This is a genomic window from Leifsonia sp. SIMBA_070, assembly GCF_046534635.1.
GTDB lineage: Bacteria > Actinomycetota > Actinomycetes > Actinomycetales > Microbacteriaceae > Leifsonia.
Map to the genome: position 1 here is coordinate 362,174 of NZ_JAWRYK010000002.1, position 16,874 is coordinate 379,047.

General features: G+C 71.1%; 17 protein-coding genes. 8 read left to right on the forward strand and 9 right to left on the reverse strand.

The features are described from left to right. Positions 1-52: 52 nt before the first annotated feature. From SB754_RS17555 to nucS, 4 genes are all read right to left on the reverse strand, one after another. On the reverse strand, positions 53-496 hold the full coding sequence (locus tag SB754_RS17555) for a hypothetical protein (RefSeq protein ID WP_410783694.1): 444 nt from the start codon (positions 494-496) through the stop codon (positions 53-55). A gap of 79 nt (positions 497-575) precedes the next feature. After that, positions 576-1,253, reverse strand: coding sequence for an HAD hydrolase-like protein (locus SB754_RS17560; protein ID WP_410783695.1), 678 nt, complete (start codon positions 1,251-1,253; stop codon positions 576-578). Between the two features lie 37 nt (positions 1,254-1,290). Further along, entirely contained in the window at positions 1,291-1,716 is a 426-nt protein-coding gene (locus SB754_RS17565; RefSeq protein WP_410783696.1) for an SseB family protein, read from the reverse strand. Beyond that, a complete protein-coding gene (gene nucS, locus SB754_RS17570; protein WP_410783697.1) occupies positions 1,716-2,411 on the reverse strand; it encodes an endonuclease NucS in 696 nt (231 codons plus the stop codon). Before nucS ends, SB754_RS17565 begins: the two co-directional genes overlap by 1 nt. Before the next feature lie 59 nt (positions 2,412-2,470). On the opposite strand from nucS, the gene SB754_RS17575 reads away from it, so the two are divergent. After that, on the forward strand, positions 2,471-3,517 hold the full coding sequence (locus SB754_RS17575; RefSeq protein ID WP_410783698.1) for a lactonase family protein: 1,047 nt from the start codon (positions 2,471-2,473) through the stop codon (positions 3,515-3,517). A 7-nt stretch (positions 3,518-3,524) separates the two neighbouring features. Here the strand turns inward: SB754_RS17575 and SB754_RS17580 are convergent, their stop codons facing one another. Next, a complete protein-coding gene (locus tag SB754_RS17580) occupies positions 3,525-4,790 on the reverse strand; it encodes an MFS transporter (RefSeq protein WP_410783699.1) in 1,266 nt (421 codons plus the stop codon). A gap of 69 nt (positions 4,791-4,859) precedes the next feature. On the opposite strand from SB754_RS17580, the gene SB754_RS17585 reads away from it, so the two are divergent. Further along, positions 4,860-5,927, forward strand: a complete 1,068-nt coding sequence (locus SB754_RS17585; RefSeq protein ID WP_410783700.1) for a LacI family DNA-binding transcriptional regulator — start codon at positions 4,860-4,862, stop codon at positions 5,925-5,927. 58 nt (positions 5,928-5,985) lie between these two features. After that, positions 5,986-7,194 (forward strand): amidohydrolase, encoded by a 1,209-nt coding sequence (locus tag SB754_RS17590; protein WP_410783701.1) that lies wholly within the window; start codon positions 5,986-5,988, stop codon positions 7,192-7,194. A gap of 43 nt (positions 7,195-7,237) precedes the next feature. Here the strand turns inward: SB754_RS17590 and SB754_RS17595 are convergent, their stop codons facing one another. Next, positions 7,238-8,578, reverse strand: coding sequence for an MATE family efflux transporter (locus SB754_RS17595; protein WP_410783702.1), 1,341 nt, complete (start codon positions 8,576-8,578; stop codon positions 7,238-7,240). Between the two features lie 73 nt (positions 8,579-8,651). On the opposite strand from SB754_RS17595, the gene SB754_RS17600 reads away from it, so the two are divergent. The 5 genes from SB754_RS17600 to SB754_RS17620 all read left to right on the forward strand — a co-directional run bounded on the left by SB754_RS17600 (position 8,652) and on the right by SB754_RS17620 (position 13,255). Next, positions 8,652-9,272, forward strand: coding sequence for a hypothetical protein (locus SB754_RS17600; RefSeq protein ID WP_410783703.1), 621 nt, complete (start codon positions 8,652-8,654; stop codon positions 9,270-9,272). Positions 9,273-9,373: 101 nt separating this feature from the next. Further along, a complete protein-coding gene (locus tag SB754_RS17605; protein WP_410783704.1) occupies positions 9,374-10,051 on the forward strand; it encodes a hypothetical protein in 678 nt (225 codons plus the stop codon). A 56-nt stretch (positions 10,052-10,107) separates the two neighbouring features. Continuing rightward, positions 10,108-11,061, forward strand: a complete 954-nt coding sequence (locus SB754_RS17610; RefSeq protein ID WP_410783705.1) for an ATP-binding cassette domain-containing protein — start codon at positions 10,108-10,110, stop codon at positions 11,059-11,061. After that, positions 11,058-12,752, forward strand: a complete 1,695-nt coding sequence (locus tag SB754_RS17615) for an ABC transporter permease (protein WP_410783706.1) — start codon at positions 11,058-11,060, stop codon at positions 12,750-12,752. The genes SB754_RS17610 and SB754_RS17615 overlap by 4 nt, the downstream gene beginning before the upstream one ends. 29 nt (positions 12,753-12,781) lie before the next feature. Then, complete coding sequence (locus SB754_RS17620) at positions 12,782-13,255, forward strand: GbsR/MarR family transcriptional regulator (protein WP_410783707.1); 474 nt, start codon at positions 12,782-12,784, stop codon at positions 13,253-13,255. Between the two features lie 30 nt (positions 13,256-13,285). Here the strand turns inward: SB754_RS17620 and SB754_RS17625 are convergent, their stop codons facing one another. From SB754_RS17625 to SB754_RS17635, 3 genes are all read right to left on the reverse strand, one after another. Then, positions 13,286-14,194: a serine hydrolase gene (locus tag SB754_RS17625; protein ID WP_410783708.1), complete on the reverse strand. Its 909-nt coding sequence runs from the start codon at positions 14,192-14,194 to the stop codon at positions 13,286-13,288. A 178-nt stretch (positions 14,195-14,372) separates the two neighbouring features. Beyond that, the gene (locus SB754_RS17630) at positions 14,373-16,394 is read right to left on the reverse strand and encodes a M13 family metallopeptidase (protein WP_410783709.1); all 2,022 of its coding nucleotides are present in this window, start codon (positions 16,392-16,394) and stop codon (positions 14,373-14,375) included. 16 nt (positions 16,395-16,410) lie between these two features. Next, positions 16,411-16,812: a hypothetical protein gene (locus tag SB754_RS17635; RefSeq protein ID WP_410783710.1), complete on the reverse strand. Its 402-nt coding sequence runs from the start codon at positions 16,810-16,812 to the stop codon at positions 16,411-16,413. Positions 16,813-16,874 lie beyond the last annotated feature (62 nt).

A 16,874-nucleotide genomic window follows, 5' to 3' on the forward strand; every position in this document is an offset into this window, starting at 1 on the left:
GGCGTGCAAGAAGTGTGTACTCGACGGTGGGCGGGAGGGTGCGCGAGAGGCGCTACTGGTTGGCGGTCACGGCGTAGGTGACCGAGACGCCGGGAGTCTTGACGGCGACGGTGTACATGTCGTTCGTGTAGACGGCGGCGCTGTCGGTGGCGCCGGGCTGCTCGGTGTAGCCCTTCGCCTTCAGCGCGGACTGGGCGTCGGCGAAGCCGTTCTTGCCAGAAGGCTGGACGGTGATCGACCAGCCGTTGTCCTTGTCGCCGCGGGCGACGACGATGGTGCCGTCCACCAGCGGAACGGCGTCCTTCGGGAAGTCGGATGGCAGCTGCTCCGACTTCGGAGCGTCGGACGAGCCGGACTCCGACCCCGCGCTCGACGACGAAGCCGGCGTGTGCGAGGAGACGTAGTTCGTGTTCCCGGTGCTGCTGCAGGCGGCGAGGGAACCGATGGTCAGGGCCGCGACGATGGCGGCCGGAATGAACGGATTACGTGTGCGCATAATGATTCCTAGTGCTGTATTAATTGCGGTTTCGCAACACATCAGCCTAGTCGTCACCCCGCGCCGGGGCCTAGTCCCGTCAGCCGAGCAGCAGCGAGCGGAGCTGGTCCGCCGAGTGCACGACGGCGATCGCTCCGGCCGCCTCGGCGGGGGAGCCATAGCCCCACTCGACCATGATGGTCGGCAGGCCGTGCGCCGCTGCGCCTTCGACGTCGTACTGGCGGTCGCCCACCATCACGGTGTGGGCGAGGTCGATGCCGCGCTCCTGGAGGCGGCGGAGCGCCTCGGCCACGACATCCGCCTTGGCGCTGCGGCTCTCGTCCTCCGTCGCGCCGGTGATGACCTCGAAGTACTGGGCGAGGCCGAAGTGCTCCAGGATGCGCGTGGCCTGCAGCTCCGGCTTGCTCGTCGCGAGCGCCAGCGGGATGCCGGCGGCGTGGATCCGCTCGAGCAGGCCGCGGATGCCGGGGAACACGGCCGAGTCGAGCGCGCCGTGCTCGGCGTAGTCGGCGCGGTACACGGCGAGCGCGTCGCGCGCGGCCGGCTCCGTCATCCCGCCGAACTCCTGGAGGGAGTCGAGCAGCGGAGGGCCGACGTACTCGAGCAGCTGAGCGGGGGAGGGCACCGGCTGTCCCAGGGTCGCGAACATGCGGGCCAGGGAGGAGGTGATGCCGGGTGCGGAGTCGGTGAGCGTGCCGTCGAGGTCGAACAGGATGCAGGTCCACGTCCGGGTGACGGTGGTGGTCGGGTTGGTCATAGCCGTCCTAGCGTATGTCAGGTATCTGGGCGACGGATCAGTGCTCGCCGAGAGCGGATTCGATGTGGGAGCGTGCCACGACCATCGTGTGCTCGGCGCCGGGGTCGAACTGCACGGCCACGAAGTCGGCGGTGCCGATGAAACCGAGCGCCTCCCGTGCCGGAACGATGACCGCCTGCACCCGAGCGCCCTCGCCGTCGGCGGTCTGCGCCACCGCGGCACGGAGGGCCTTCATCGATGTGAAGAGCGGGAGGACGGCCTCCCCGGTGGTGGAGCTGATCGTGCGCAGCCGGGTGTCCTGCGGCGTCGAGCCGGTCACATCGACGACGAGGCCGCCCTTCGTCGCCGCGGCGAGGAGGGCATCCAGGTTCTCGAGCGTCGGCTCGGCGGCGATCGTGGTGAGCGCCGTGCGGACGGCCGCGTTCTCGTAGGTCTGAGGGAACCTCGGCTTCAGGGCGGCCATCAGAACAGCCTGCTCTCGCTGTCGTCGAGACCCCGCATCGCGTCGTAGTCGAGCACCAGGCAGCGGATGCCGCGGTCCTCGGCGAGCGTGCGCGCCTGCGGCTTGATCTCCTGCGCGGCGAATACGCCGGTGACGGGGGCCAGGTGCGGGTCGCGGTTCATCAGCTCGAGGTAGCGGGTGAGCTGCTCGACGCCGTCGATGTCGCCGCGGCGCTTCAGCTCGACCGCCACCGCCGCGCCCGCCGAGTCGCGGGCCAGGATGTCCACCGGTCCGATTGCGGTCATGTACTCGCGGCGCACCAGCACGTGGCCGTCGCCGAGGAGGTGGATCTGCTCGGCGAGGAGCTTCTGCAGGTGCGCCTCCACACCGTCCTTCTGCAGCCCGGGGTCGATACCGAGCTCGTGCGACGTGTCACTGAGGATCTCGTGAATGGACACCACGAGCATGTCCGCGGTCTTGGCCTGGGTGACCCGCCACACCTCACGGATCCCGGCCGCGACCTGCAGCTCGTCGGGCTCATCGACGGTGAGCGTGCAGGGCGGGCTCATCCAGTTGAGGGGCTTGTACGATCCGCCGTCGGAGTGGACAAGGAGGCTGCCGTCGGCCTTCAGCATCAGCAGCCGCGTGGCCAGCGGCAGGTGCGCGCTCAGGCGCCCCGCATAGTCGACGGAGCAGTTGGCAATGACGAGACGCACCGGAACATCCTACGTGCAGGCCGCCCGGCCGGGACCTCCGGCAGTGGTTGGATGGGCGCATGGCCCGCGAACTGCTCATCGGCACGTACACACAGACCCTCCCGCATGTCGACGGTCACGCGGAGGGGGTGCTGTCTGCCCGGTTCGACGGCTCGGCGGTGACCGACGTGACCGTGGCCGCGCGCGTGACCAACCCGTCCTGGGTGTCGGTCGTCCGTGATGGCCGCGCGGTCTACGCGGTGAGCGAGACAGAACCGGACGGAGGGGTCGTGGCCTTCGCGCGCGCCTCCGACGGGACACTCACCGAGCTCGGCTCCGCCTCCAGCGGCGGGGCATCGCCCGCGCACCTGGTCGTGCATCCCAGCCGCCCCCTGCTGGTAACGGGGACCTACGGCAGCGGGACGGTGTCCGTCTACGCCCTCGGCGCGGACGGAGCCCTCGGGGAGCGGACCGCCTTCGTGCAGCACGAAGGCCGCGGGCCGGAGCCGCGGCGACAGGATGCGCCGCACGTCCACCAGCTGAGCATCGACCCGGTCACCGGTGACGTCGTCGTGGTCGACCTCGGGCTCGGCGAGGTGCAGTGGTACGCGCTGTCCGAGGAGGGTGGGCTGACACTGCGGCCGGAGGCGACGGTCGTCCTCGGCTCGGCCGGCCCGCGCCACCTGGCGTTCCACCCCGACGGCGCGCACGCGGTCCTCGTCAACGAGCTCGACTCCAGCATCGACGTGCTCCGGCGGGAGGGCGAGCGGTTCGTCCGGGTGCAGAGCACGAGGACGCGCGCCGACGACGCGACCGGCGACAACGGCCCCGCCGCAGTCTGCATCACCGAGTCCGGAACCACGGTACTCGCGAGCAACCGCGGGGACGACACGATCGCGGTGTTCGCCTTCGACCCGTCGGCGTCGCGGCTTTCGCTGGTCTCGGTCGTGCCCGTGGGCGGACGCTCTCCCCGCGACCTGGTGATCGCGCCGGAGGGCGACCGCGTGCTGGCAGCCTGTCAGGACAGCGACGAAGTCACCGTCTTCGCCTTCGACGAGGCGGCGCGCAGCCTCCGCCTGCTCGGGGCATCCCCCGTGCCAACGCCGGTCCGCCTCGCGTTCGTCTGACCTGCGGTCAGGCGGCCTCGGGGGCGTTCTCGCGCGGCGCGTCGGCCGGAGTCGCGATCGGACGGACCGAGCCGGCGGCGAGGAACGACGCCACCAGCAGCGCAAGCACGAGGAACAGCGCGTTCAGGAGGCCGAAGTGCTGACCGAGGAAGCCGATCAGCGGCGGCCCTGCGAGGAAGGCGCAGTAGCCGATGATCGCCACCGCGGACACCCGCGCGGCGGGATTCTCCGCTCCGTCGGCCGCCGCCGACATCCCGAGCGGGAAGCCCAGCGAGACGCCGAAGCCCCACAGCACCGTGCCGATCACGACCAGCCACATCGGGCCGCCCACGATGAACAGCACGAGTCCCACCGCACCCATCCCGGCCGTGATCCGGATCGCCGCGACACGGCCGATCCTGTCGACGATCGGACCGCCGGCCACGCGCCCGATCGTCATGGCCGCCACGAAGAACCCGAAGACGACCGCGCCGATGGAGTTGGTCTGACCATGACCATCGACGACGGCGAGCGAGATCCAATCGTTGGCGGACCCCTCGCCGAACGCCATGCCGAGCATGACGATGCCGATCAGGATGAGTCGCCAGTCCGCCCAGACCGCCAGTGACGTGCGCAGGCGCTCGCCGAACGGGATGCGCGGCTTCTCCGCCACCTCGTCGCCGAGGTCCGCCTCCCGCGGGATGAAACGGATCGCCACGACCGCGATGACCACGATCGCCACCGCGATCCCGAGCAGGTGCCAGGCGACCGGAACGGCGAGCCAGGCGGCGAGGGCGCCGATCCCCGCGCCGAGCACCGTTCCGAGGCTGAAGCAGGCGTGCATGAGGGGGAGCAGCGTCTTGCCGATCTCCCGTTCGACGGCCGTCGCCTCCACGTTCATCATCACGTCGACCATGCCGTTGCCGAATCCGAGCAGCACGAGGCCCACCGCGACCAGCGGGACGCTCTGGAAGACGGTCGAGCCGAGGCCGATGAAGACGGTTCCGACGGCGACGATCGTGAGGCCGCCGACCATCCCGCGGTGCGGCCCGAAGCGCACCAGCAGGGGCGACGACACGGTGAGGCCGAGGATCGCGCCGACCGACATCCCGAGGATGAGGAGGCCGACCGCCGACGGGTCCTTGCCGAGCCCCAGGTCGTCGCGGACGCCGGGGATCCGTGCCACCCAGCTGGCGACCGCGAGCCCGCTCAGGATGAAGATGACGAAGACCGCATTGCGCCACGCCTTCAGTTCTCGGCGGTTGCGCGTCGGGAGGGAGGTCGGCTGTGACATCGTGCGAGTTCCTGTGGGTTCGGCTCATCGAATCGTTTCGATCGAAACGATTCGACTAAGCTATCACACGTGAACGAACCGCGCACTGCTCAGGCTACCGTCCGGCCCACATTGGCGGCGGTGGCGCGACTGGCGGGTGTCTCCAACTCCACCGCCTCTCTCGCCTTCTCGGGAACCGGTCCCGTGTCGGAGGCGACCAGGGAGCGGGTGCTCTCCGCCGCGAAGCAGCTCAACTACGCCGGACCCGACCCTCGTGCCCGCTCGCTGCGCCGCGGACGGTCCGGGATCGTCGGCGTCGTCATGGAGGAGCGGGTGCGGGATGCGTTCCGGGACCCGATCAAGATCGCCCTCCTCGACGGCATCACCGAGGAGATCGGTGCGATCGACGCGGGCCTGCTCATCCTCACCGACGCCGGGGAGGCCGCCCAGCGCATCGAGGACGCCCCGATGGATGCGGTGGTCCTGATCGGCTGCAGCCCCCGCCTGGACGAGTCGGTCGCCACCCTCCGCCAGCGCGGCATCCCGCTCGTGGCCATCGAGGGCGACCCGGCCGACGGCGTGCCGACCATCGGTCAGGACAACCGCGAGGCCACCCGCACCGCAGCGCAGCACCTGCACGACCTCGGTCACCGCGACGTCGCGGTCGTGACCCTCTCGCTGACGCGCGACCGCGCCCGCGGCGCACTGACACGCGACCGCCTCGCGGCGGCGAGCTCGACCACCGCGATGCAGCGGCTGGCCGGCGCCCACGACGTGTTCCCGGAGGCGGGCGGCTGGGTGACCCGGGGATCCTTCGTCGAGGAGGGCCGCCTCGCCGGCCGGGCGCTGCTCGCCGACGCGGCGACGCGCCCGACCGCGATCATCGCGCAGAGCGATCTGCTGGCCGCCGGTGTGATCAGGGCGGCTGAGGAACTCGGGCTGGAGGTGCCGGCCGACGTCAGCGTCGTCGGCTTCGACGGCGTCCGCGTCGACGGCCTCTGGCCGTACGACCTGACCACGCTGGTGCAGCCGGCGGTCGACAAGGGACGCGCTGCCGGCCGTGCCGTAGTCGAAATGCTCGAGGGCGGCGAGCCGCGCCCCTCCACGTTCACCAGCGTCTTCCACCGGGGCAACACCACGGCGGAGCCCCGCGCCTGACGCGGCCTGGCCGCGCCGCACGCCCTGGCACCCACCGGCACGGTCGTAGGGTGGCGGTATGGATCTCGAAGCCCTCTACCGTGACCTCCACGCCCACCCCGAGCTCGCCTTCACCGAGCACCGCACCGCCGGCATCGTCGCCGACCGGCTGACGGAACTGGGTCTGGAGGTGCACACCGGCATCGCGACCACGGGCGTGGTCGGTGTGCTGCGCAACGGCGACGGTCCGACCGTCCTGCTCCGGGCCGACATGGATGCGCTGCCGGTGCGCGAGCAGACCGGGCTGCCGTGGGCGTCCACCGAGACCACCACCGACGAGGCCGGGAACACCATCCCGCTGATGCATGCCTGCGGCCACGACATCCACATCACCTGCCTGCTCGGCGCGGTCGAGGCGATGAGCGGTTCCCGCGAGGAGTGGTCGGGCACGCTGATCGCCCTGTTCCAGCCCGCCGAGGAGCACGGCGGCGGAGCCCAGGTGATGGTCGACGACGGCCTGTACGAGAAGATCCCGGTGCCGGATGTGGTGCTCGGCCAGCACGTGCTGCCCTCCCCGGCCGGCATGGTCGGTGCGCACCCCGGCGCAGCGATGGCCGCCGTCGACACCATGGAGGTGACCCTCCACGGGCGCGGTGGTCACGGCTCCCGTCCTGAGACCACGGTCGATCCCGTCGTCATGGCGGCGGCCGCCGTGATGCGCCTGCAGACCGTCGTCTCTCGCGAGATCTCGCCGAAGGACACGGCCGTGGTGACAGTCGGCAGCCTCCACGCGGGCACCAAGAACAACATCATCGCGGCCGAAGCGACCCTCGGCATCAGCGTTCGCAGCTTCAACGAGGAGGTCCGCGAGCACGTGCTCGAGGGCGTCCACCGTGTGATCGAGGCGGAGTCGCAGGCGTCGGGCGCGCCCCGGCGACCCGACTTCGAGTGGGGCGAGCGCTACCCGGTCACGGTGAACGACCCCGATTCGACCGAGCGGGTGAACGCAGCCTTCGCAGCGGAGTTCGGCGAGGGGAGCGTGCTGGCGCCTGGGGCGCTCTCGGGCAGCGAGGACGTCGGCAACCTGGCGACCGCGGCCGGAGCTCCGCTGGTCTACTGGATGCTCGGCGGCGGCGACCCGGAGACCGTGCTCAGGGCCGTGGCGGCGGGAACCGTCGACACGGACATCCCGAGCAACCACTCGCCGTTCTTCGCGCCCATCCCGCAGCCGACGATCGACACCGGCGTGCGGGCGCTGGTCGTCGCCGCGCGGGAGTGGCTGGCCTGACGCCGGGCGGGTCCCGGCCGGGCCGCGTCGGACGCCGCAAGCGTCAGACGGTGGCGCCCGCGCGCATCCACGTCCGCCCTCGGGCCCGGATCCCGAGGGTGACGGCCCGAGCCCCCAGGTAGCCGAGCGCGAACGCTGCGGTCAGGGCGGCCAACCCGCCCGCGTCGGGGGCTCCCCAGGCCGCCGCCGCGACGGCGAGCGGGACGAACACGGCGACGTTCAGGAGGCCGGTGAGCGCCAGATAGCGGGCGTCACCCGCCCCGATCAGGACCCCGTCGAGCACGAAGACGTACCCGCCGAGTGGAGCGCCGACGCCGACGATCGCCAACGACGGCGGGAGCAGTGCGGCGACCGAGGGATCGCTGGTGAACACTGCTCCGGCGAGCGGGCTGAGAGCGATCGTCACCAGTCCGAGCACGACGCCTGCGCCGACTCCCCATTGCAGGCAGCGGCGCAGGACGGCCCGCACGTTCTCCAGGTCGCCGCCGCCCAGCCCCTTGCCGATGAGGGCCTGCGCGGCGATCGCGAGCGCGTCGAGGGCGAAGGCCAACGTCGCGAACACGGTCATGGTCACCTGGAACGCGGCAAGCTCATCCGGTCCGAGGCGCGTCGCCGCGAACACCGCGAGCAGCATGGCCGCCCGCAGGCTCGCCGTGCGTACGAACAGCCACCCGCCGGCGCGCGCCGAGCGTCCCAGCCCGGCGTGATGCGGGAGGAGGGAGGCGCCGGCACGCCGGGCATGCCGTGCCACGATGACGGCGTACACCAGCACCATCCCCCACTGGGCCGTCACGGTGCCGAGGGCCGACCCGGCGATGCCCAGCCCCGCCCCGTAGATGAAGAGGTAGTTGAGCAGGATGTTCACGCCGAAGCCGGCGACGGCGACGGCGAGGGGCGTCCGCGTGTCCTGCAGCCCGCGCAGCAGCCCGGTCGCCGCGTACACGACGAGCATCGCGGGGAGCCCGAGCATCGAGAGGGACAGGTACTGCTCGGCCTGGGCGGTCACCGCCGGCGACGCGCCGAACAGCCCGACCAGGAACGGAGACGCCGCCCAGCCGGCCGCCGCCAGCACCACCCCCAGCACCAGAGCCAGCCAGCAGCCGTCGACTCCCGCTGCGACCGCGCCCCGCAGGTCGCCCGCCCCGATCCTCCTGGCCACCGCCGGAGTGGTGCTGTAGGCCAGGAACACCATCAGCCCCACGACGGTCTGGAGCACCGCGCTCGCGATTCCGAGTCCGGCCAGCGGATCGACGCCGAGGTGCCCGACCATCGCCGAGTCGGCGAGCAGGAAGATCGGCTCGGCCACCAGCGCGCCCAGCGCGGGCACGGCAAGGCGCAGGATCTCCCGATCGACGGGACGGCGCAGGAGGGTGCTCACGACCATCAACGCTAGCCCGGCCCACCGACGCGCGGACCGCCCTCCCTCCGATGTCGGTGGCCGACCGTACGGTGGACGCATGAGTCACCTGATGCCCGAACCGCTCGCCACCTGGACCTGGCGGCTCGAGCGGGTGCGCAACGGGCGGACGGTGCTGACCAAGGCGCAGGCGGCCACCGCCCGAACCGACCTCGCCAACGATCGGGCGGCGAATCCCGAGCAGTACTCCGGGTACGAAGACGAGTACGCCGCAGCACTCGACGAGCTGGAGGTGTTGTCGCGCCAGGCGAACCGCCACGACGACCTCCTCTCGGTCATGGCCGCGGAGCGTCGTCGAGCGGAGCGCGAAGCCGTCGCGAGCGGGTCCGTCGCCGACGCCCGCCCCATCGGGCGGTCGCGTGTCTCGCTCGCGAGCGAGCACGACCGCGTCCCCGCGGGCCTGCCGGAGCCGCTGGACCAGTGGGTGCACCGGCTCATCCGGTACCGCGCAGGAGTCAAGGCGATCGCCCCGATCGAGGCCGCGCGCGCCGAGATCCGCCTCCGCAACGAGGCCGACCTCCAGCCGGCCGCCTACCGCTCCGGCGTGGCGGCGGGGTACTACGCCCGCACCATCCGCGAGCTGGGGGAGATCGCCACGGCGCAGCGGCCCGGCCGTCGCGAGGGCGGTCTGGTCCACGGTCTCAGCGGCATCTCGGCCTGAGCAGACACGGTCAGACGGGGAACGGCCCAATACGATCGACCCAGACCAGTTGACGCAGACGAGTTGACGCAGACGCGTCGAGGTGACGATGGGAGGCGCGGGTGACTCCGTATGAGGCGGCCGGATTGCTGGGGGTGGCGCCGACGGCGACCCCGGACGACGTGCAGCGCGCCTACCAGGCGCGACTCGTCGAGGCGGGATCCGACCCGCGGCGTCGTGACGAGCTCACGGCCGCCCGGGACGCGCTGCTCGCCGCCTCCGGGTGGGCGCCCGCTCCCTGGTACCCGCCCGCTCCGCCGCGCCGTGGTCTGTCGACAGGTGCGATCGTCGGCATCACGCTCGGGAGCATGGCGGCCGGGTTGGTCGTCCTCCTGTTCGCACTGTTCGGCATCGCGGCCATCGCGCACGACGCTGGTCGCCTGGCCGATTCCCGCAGCTCCTCCAGCGCGGCTCCGTACGCCGACCCGACCGCTCCGGACCCGTCCGCCCCGGATTCCGCGGCGCCCGACGACTCGGGTTCGAGCGTGGAGGACTACGACGTCGACGGCGTCCACGTCCACTACGTGGACGGGTGGACCTTCGAGCTGACTCCCGCCCGAACGTGCGCCGGCGCCACCGTAACGGCCGGATTCTCGGACACTCCGGATGGTGACGAAGTCGACCAGTGGACCACGACGCTCGACTTGGAGGCCGGGGTCCCCGCCACCGTGACCATCCCCGATTCGGCCTCCCCCCACGATTACGCCGGCATCGACGCGGTCGATTGCGGCCAAGCCTGATGCGCCAGCAATCCACAACTTTCACAAATTACTGAAACTGGCGTAGCATCCCGCCTATGGATGCAGTCATCGATGTCTCCGGGCTGGTCAAGCGGTTCGGACGGGTGCACGCCCTCGACGGGCTCGACCTCACGGTGTCGGAGGGCACCGTTCACGGCTTCCTCGGGCCCAACGGTGCGGGCAAGTCCACGACGATCCGGGTCCTCCTCGGTCTCGCCCGGGCCGATGGAGGCCGGGCCGCACTGTTCGGCCGTGACCCGTGGCGGGATGCGGTCACGCTCCACCGGCGGATCGCGTACGTCCCCGGCGACGTGAGCCTGTGGCCGAACCTCTCTGGCGGTGAGGCGATCGACCTGCTCGGGCGGCTTCGGGGCGGCACAACGGATAAGGCGGCCTATGCCGCCCGCAAGAAGCGGCTGCTGGAGGTCTTCGAGCTCGACCCGACGAAGAAGGGCCGGGCGTATTCGAAGGGCAACCGCCAGAAGGTGGCGCTGGTCGCCGCCTTCGCGACACCGGCCGACCTCTACATCCTCGACGAGCCGACCAGCGGCCTCGATCCGCTGATGGAGGCCGTGTTCGACGCGGAGATCCATCGGGTGGCCGGCGAAGGCGCGACCGTGCTGCTGTCCAGCCACATCCTCTCGGAGGTGGAGCAGCTCTGCGACCGCGTCAGCATCATCCGCGCGGGCCGGACCGTCGAGACCGGGACGCTCGACGAGCTCCGCCATCTCACGCGCACCGAAATCTCGTTCCGCGCCGACGGCATGCGAGAGGGGGCGCTGGCTCAGCTGCCGGGCGCGCATGAAGCGCAGGTCCGAGAGGGCCGGGTGCGGTTCACCGCGGACAGTGATGCGCTCGGCCCGGTGCTCGAAGCGCTGTCCCGAATGGACGTGCGCGGCCTGACTGTCGCCCCGCCGTCGCTGGAGGAGCTGTTCCTCCGCCACTACGGCGACGACCCGAGCACCACGATGGCCGACGCCGGGTCGACTACGGCCGGAGCGTCCCGATGAGCACGGCCACAGCGGGCTTCACCCCGGCGGGCGCCCGGAGCACGGCGACCCGGGTCCGTGTCACCTCCACCCTCGGCGCGCTGCTCCGGCAACGGCTCCGGCGGGACCGCTGGCAGCTTCTCATCTGGGTTCTCGCAATCGGAGCGCTTGCCGCATTCTCGGCCGAGAGCATCGAGCAGACCTACGGAAGCGCGGCGGCACGGACGCAACTGATCCAGCTCGCGATCGCGAACCCCACGATCCTCGTGCTGCGCGGCATTCCGCAGGGGGCAGGTGTCGCCGCCCTCACCTTCTTCGAGATCTACACCTTCATCGCCCTGATGGCTGGGCTGATGAACACGTTCCTGGCCGTTCGCCACTCCCGGGCGGAGGAGGAGCAGGGACGGGCCGAGCTGGTCGCCGCGACGCCCGCCGGGCGGCTCCTGCCGACGACAGCCACGGTGGTCCATGCCACGGTGGCGAACATCCTGCTCGCGGTCGTCACGGGTCTCGGCTTCGTCGCTGCCGGTCTCCCCGTCGGCGGCTCCTTCGTCGCCGGAGCGGCGACCGGCGGTGCAGGACTGGCGTTCTTCGGCGTCGGGCTGCTGTTCGCCCAGGTCTTCAGCACGTCACGCGGTTCGAACGGATTCGCCGCGGCGGTCGTGGTGCTCGCCTACGTGGTGCGCGGCATCGGCGACGCCACGGCGACGACCGTGGGGGACGGCCTGCGGATGCGGCCGGCCTGGCCCAGCTGGCTCAGTCCGATCGGCTGGGGTGAGCAGACCGGGGCATACACCGCCGACGACCTGCGCCCCGTCCTCCTGCAGGTGGCGTTCGCGGCCGTGCTCGTCGCCGGGGTGTTCGCGCTGCAGGCGGTCCGTGACTCGGGCGCAGGTCTCATCGCGTCCCGAGCCGGACGAGCCGACGCCTCCCGGCGTCTGGGCGGGGCTTTCGGCCTCGCCTGGCGGTTGCAGGCGCCGACGGTGCTGGGCTGGACGATCGGAGGAGCGCTCGGTGGTCTGCTCGCAGGCGCGCTCGGGAGCGTGGTGAACAGTTCCCTCGCGCAGAACCCCGACCTGGCCGGGATCCGAGAGGCGATGCGCCGCATCGGCGCTGGTGGGTCCGGGCCGCTCACCTCTCTCTTCATCTCGGCGATCCTGTCCATCGTGGGCGTCCTGGCTGCTGCGGCGGCCGTGCAGGCCGTCATCCGGCTGCGTCAGGAGGAGGCGTCCGGCACGGCGGAGCTGATGCTCGCCACCCCGCTGTCCCGGGTGCGGTGGCTGTTGTCGTTCCTGGCCGTCGGGGCGATCGCTGTGGTCCTGGTCCTGCTGGCCGCGGCAGTCGCGGCCGGCCTGTCCGCGGTCTCGGCCGGCGAATCGGTCACGACCATCGGGGACTCGTTCTCCGCAGCGCTCGCGCAGTCGCCTGTCGCGCTGGTCTACCTGGGCGTCCTGGCCCTGGTGTTCGTGGTGCTGCCGAGCTGGACCGCGCCGGTCGGCTGGGCCGCTCTGGGCGTCGGCGCCTTCGTCGGGATCTTCGGCGGTCTCGTGCAGCTTCCGGAATGGCTGCGCCACCTGTCCCCGTTCGCCGATGCCCCTGTCGTGGTGGGCGACGTCGACTGGACCGGGGGATACTGGATGCTCGGCATCACGGTCGCCGCCCTCGCGGGTGCTGCGGTCCTGATCCGCCGCCGCGACCTGGCGCTCGGGTAGCCGGCACGAACGGGAGACGGGACGGTTCCATGGCCACAGACGAGACGGCGCTCGCCGAGGTGATGGAGCACTCCGCCGCGGTGCTGACGGCGGCCGGCTTCCCGAAGATGCCGGCGCGCGTGCTGATGGCGCTGACCGTGACGGAGGCGCCAGGGCTAACGGCCGCGGAGCTCGCCCAGCGCCTGGAGGTGAGCCCGGCCGCGATCTCCGGAGCCGTCCGCTACCTGCAGACGCTGGGGATCATCCGCCGGCTCGCGCAGACCGGGAGCCGACGGGACCGCTACGAGATCCCGAGCGACTGGTACGCGCTGATGGTCCGGAACAGCCCGATCTACGGCGTCCTGGCCGACCAGGCGGAGGCCGGACTCGCCGCTGTCGGCGATCCCGCCTCACCGGCGACCGAGCGGCTGCGCGACATGGCCGGCTTCTACCGGTTCATCCAGGGCCGGCTGCCGGAGATCATCGCGGAGTGGGAGCAGGTGCGCACCACCCGCAACGGCTGAGAACAGACGGACGGGTCCGGCCGACAGCTCTCAGAAGACGTACTCGAGCAGGTCGAGCCCGACCGAGCGCATCCCGTCGATGACGGCCAGGCGCTCCGGAAGGCTCGTGTCGTCGAAGTAGGTGGAGACGGCATAGGTCACGCCGGCGCGCGGACCGCGCAGTACGCCGACCTCGCTGCGCACGCCGTCGTCCGTCCCGGTCTTGTTGACGAGCAGGATGCCGTGCTCCGGGTGACGGTGCGAGTGCGGGTCCAAACCGAAAGCGCTGGAGACGAGCGAGAAGTCGCTGTTGAGCGACAGCCACGAGATGACCCGCTGGCTGGTGGCCGGGTTCACGATCTCGCCGCGGGCGAGCGCGGAGAACAGCCAGGTCAGCTCGTTCGCGCTGCCGACCGACAGCTGCGGGGCGTCGTCGGGGCCGCGGTGGTCGCGGACGAGGTCGAGCAGGGCGGTGCGGGTCAGCCCGAGCGACTCCGTGCGGGCGCTCACGGCCTCCAATCCGACTCGCCGAAGCAGGACGTTGGTCGCCAGGTTGTCGCTGCTGGCGCCGACCAGCGCGGCGAGGTCGGAGACCGGCAGCGACGGCACATGCAGGTGCTGCCAGATGCCGGAGTCGCCCGCGATGTCGCGCGGGTCGCGGTCGAGGTGCGCCAGGGGGCTCAGCTCGCCGGACTGCAGCCGCGCGGCCACCTCCACCAGGAGGAGGACCTTCCCGATGCTCGCGGTCGGCATGACGATGTGGTCGTCGACGGAGAACAGGACTGCTCCGGTGGCCAGGTCGGTCGCGCGTGCCGAGACCTGCACTCCCGCGACGGCGAGCCGTCCCAGCGCGTCGAAGCCGCGGCTGAACGTCTCGACGGATCCCGGGGCGCGGTGCCTGGCTCGTCCGGTCGTGGCCTGCCGTGCTCGGCGGGCGGACTCTTGAGCCTGGATCGTCACGGTGTCGCTGGGCCTTTCTTCCGAACAGGTTGCGTCTTCCGAGTCGGTTGTTCCGGAATCGCGGAGCACCACCCCGGCCCCGTCGGCGTCCGGCGAGGGTGCCCGCGGAGACGACAGGGACGATGTTACCCCGTGATCGGGGGTCATGGCCCGACCGATCCTCCTGAGAAGGTACTCATCACCAGATGGTCACGCGCTCCTCCGGCGCCAGCCAGAGACGGTCCCCTTCGGTCACGCCGAAGGTGTCGTAGAACGCCTCGATGTTGCGCACGATCTGGTTGCAGCGGAACTCGTTCGGAGCGTGCGGGTCGATCGCCAGCAGGCGGATGACCTCCTCGTCGCGGCCCTTCTGCTGCCAGGCCTGCGCCCAGGAGAGGAAGAACCGCTCCGCACCGGTCAGGCCGTCGATCACAGGCGGCTCCTGGCCGTCGAGCGACAGCAGGTAGGCCTTCCAGGCGATGCCGAGTCCGCCCAGGTCGCCGATGTTCTCGCCGATGGTGAGGGCTCCGTTGACGTGGTGCTCCGGCACCTGCGCCGGCGCGAGGGCGTTGTACTGCTCGATCAGGCTGGCCGTCCTCTCCTCGAACGCGGCCCGGTCGGCTTCCGTCCACCAGTCCTGGAGGCGCCCGTCGCCGTCGAACTTGGAGCCCTGGTCGTCGAACCCGTGGCCGATCTCGTGTCCGATGACCGCGCCGATCGCACCGTAGTCGGCCGCGGAGTCGCGGTCGGCGTCGAAGAACGGGAACTGCAGGATGGCCGCCGGGAACACGATCTCGTTGAAGCCGGGGTTGTAGTACGCGTTGATGGTCTGCGGGGTCATGAACCATTCGTCGCGGTCGATCGGCTTGCCGATCTTGCCCAGCTCGCGATTGAACTCGAACAGTGCTGCCGCGCGCACGTTGGCGACCAGGTTCGTCGGGTCGATCTCGAGGCTCGAGTAGTCGCGCCACTTCGCCGGGTAGCCGATCTTGGGCGTGAACTTCTCGAGCTTGTCGAGGGCGCGCTCGCGGGTCTGCTCGCCCATCCAGTCGAGGGTGCGGATGCTCTGCCGGTACGCCTCGATCAGGTTGGCGACCAGGGCATCCATCTGCTCCTTGGCCGCGGGCGGGAAGTGCGTCTCGACGTACGCGCGGCCGACCGCTTCGCCCATCGCGCCCTCGACGAGGGAGACGCCGCGCTTCCAGCGCGCCCTCATCTGCGGAGTTCCGGTCAGAGTGCGGCCATAGAAGTCGAAGTTCGCGTCGACGAAGTCGCCGGAGAGGTACGGCGCCGCACCGTGGATGACCTGCCAGGCCAGCCAGTCGCGCCAGGCCGCGAGGCGGTCCTCGGTGAGGAGGCCGGCGAGTCCGGACGTGAACGACGGCTGCCGGAGCACCACCTCGGCGAGCGCGTCCTGCGGCGCCCCGAGCGCCTTCGCCCAGAGGTCGAGATCGGGCGCCTCACCAGCCGCCGCGCCGCCGTCGAAGACCGCAGTGGCGTCGGCCCAACTGTAGAGGTTGTACGTCTTCTCGGAGTCGCGGGAGGCGACGTTGTCCCAGTGCTGGGCGGCGATCGCCGTCTCCAGGTCGAAGACGCGCTGGGCGCGGGCGGCGGCGTCATCCAGACCGGCCAGCTCGAACATGCGCTGGATGTGGGCGACGAACGCCTCGCGCACCGGTGCGAACCGCTCCTCACGGAAGTAGGACTCGTCGGGCAGCGAGATGCCGGACTGCTCCAGGAACACCAGGTAGCGCTCCGGGTCGCCCGGGTCGTTGTCGACGAACAGCTGGTAGAAGCCGCCGAGGCCACGGCGTTCCAGCTTTCCGACGGTCTCGAGCAGGCTCGGGATGCTGTCCACACCCTCGGCGAAGGTCAGCTCGTCCCGGATCGCCTCGACGCCGAGCGCGTCCACCCGCTCCTCGTCCATGAAGCTCGTGTAGAGGTCGCCGAATTTCCGCTCCTCTGTGCCCTCGTCGGCGCTCTGTGCGCGTTCGATGATCTCGTGGACCGCCTTCTCCGACTCTTCGGCCAGGATCATGAAGGAGCCCCAGCGCGCCTTGTCGGCCGGGATCTCCGTGCGGTCGAGCCACTTGCCGTTCACATGCCGGAACAGGTCGTCCTGCGGACGGGTCGCCTGGTCGAGTTCGTCGGTGTTGATGCCGGAGCTGGTGGTCCCGGAGCTGCTGGTGCCGGAGGTGCGGTTGCCGGAGTCGAGCGTCATGCGCCCAGCCTACGGGTCAGGCCGTTGCGCGGGCCAGCGACGCGAGGCGGCGGTAGGAGACCGCGAAGAGGGCGGCGAGCACGAGCTCCGCCAGGATCGACACCGTGCCGGAGAGACTCCAGAAGCCGGCGAACGAGAACCCGATGTTCACCACGGCGAGGACCCCGTACACCGCCGCGAACGCCCCGCTGAGCAGGGGACGGCTCGTCATCCGCCACCAGGGCCGTGCCTGCTGCACCGGTTCGCCCGGCCCGCGGAACAGCCTGCTCGCGAGGTACCAGGCGATCACCTGCAACACCGTCAGCACGATGGAGCCGGCCTCCGAGTGCAGCGCGTCGAACAGCAGGGTCAGGAGGGCGCTGATCGCGACGAGCACCGCGACGACAGCGGCCTTCCGGCCCGGAGTGGTGAAACGCATGGTGATCCTTCTGGTGCTGACCCCCAGGATGTCAGGCCCGCCCCGCGCGGCGCCGCAGGCTC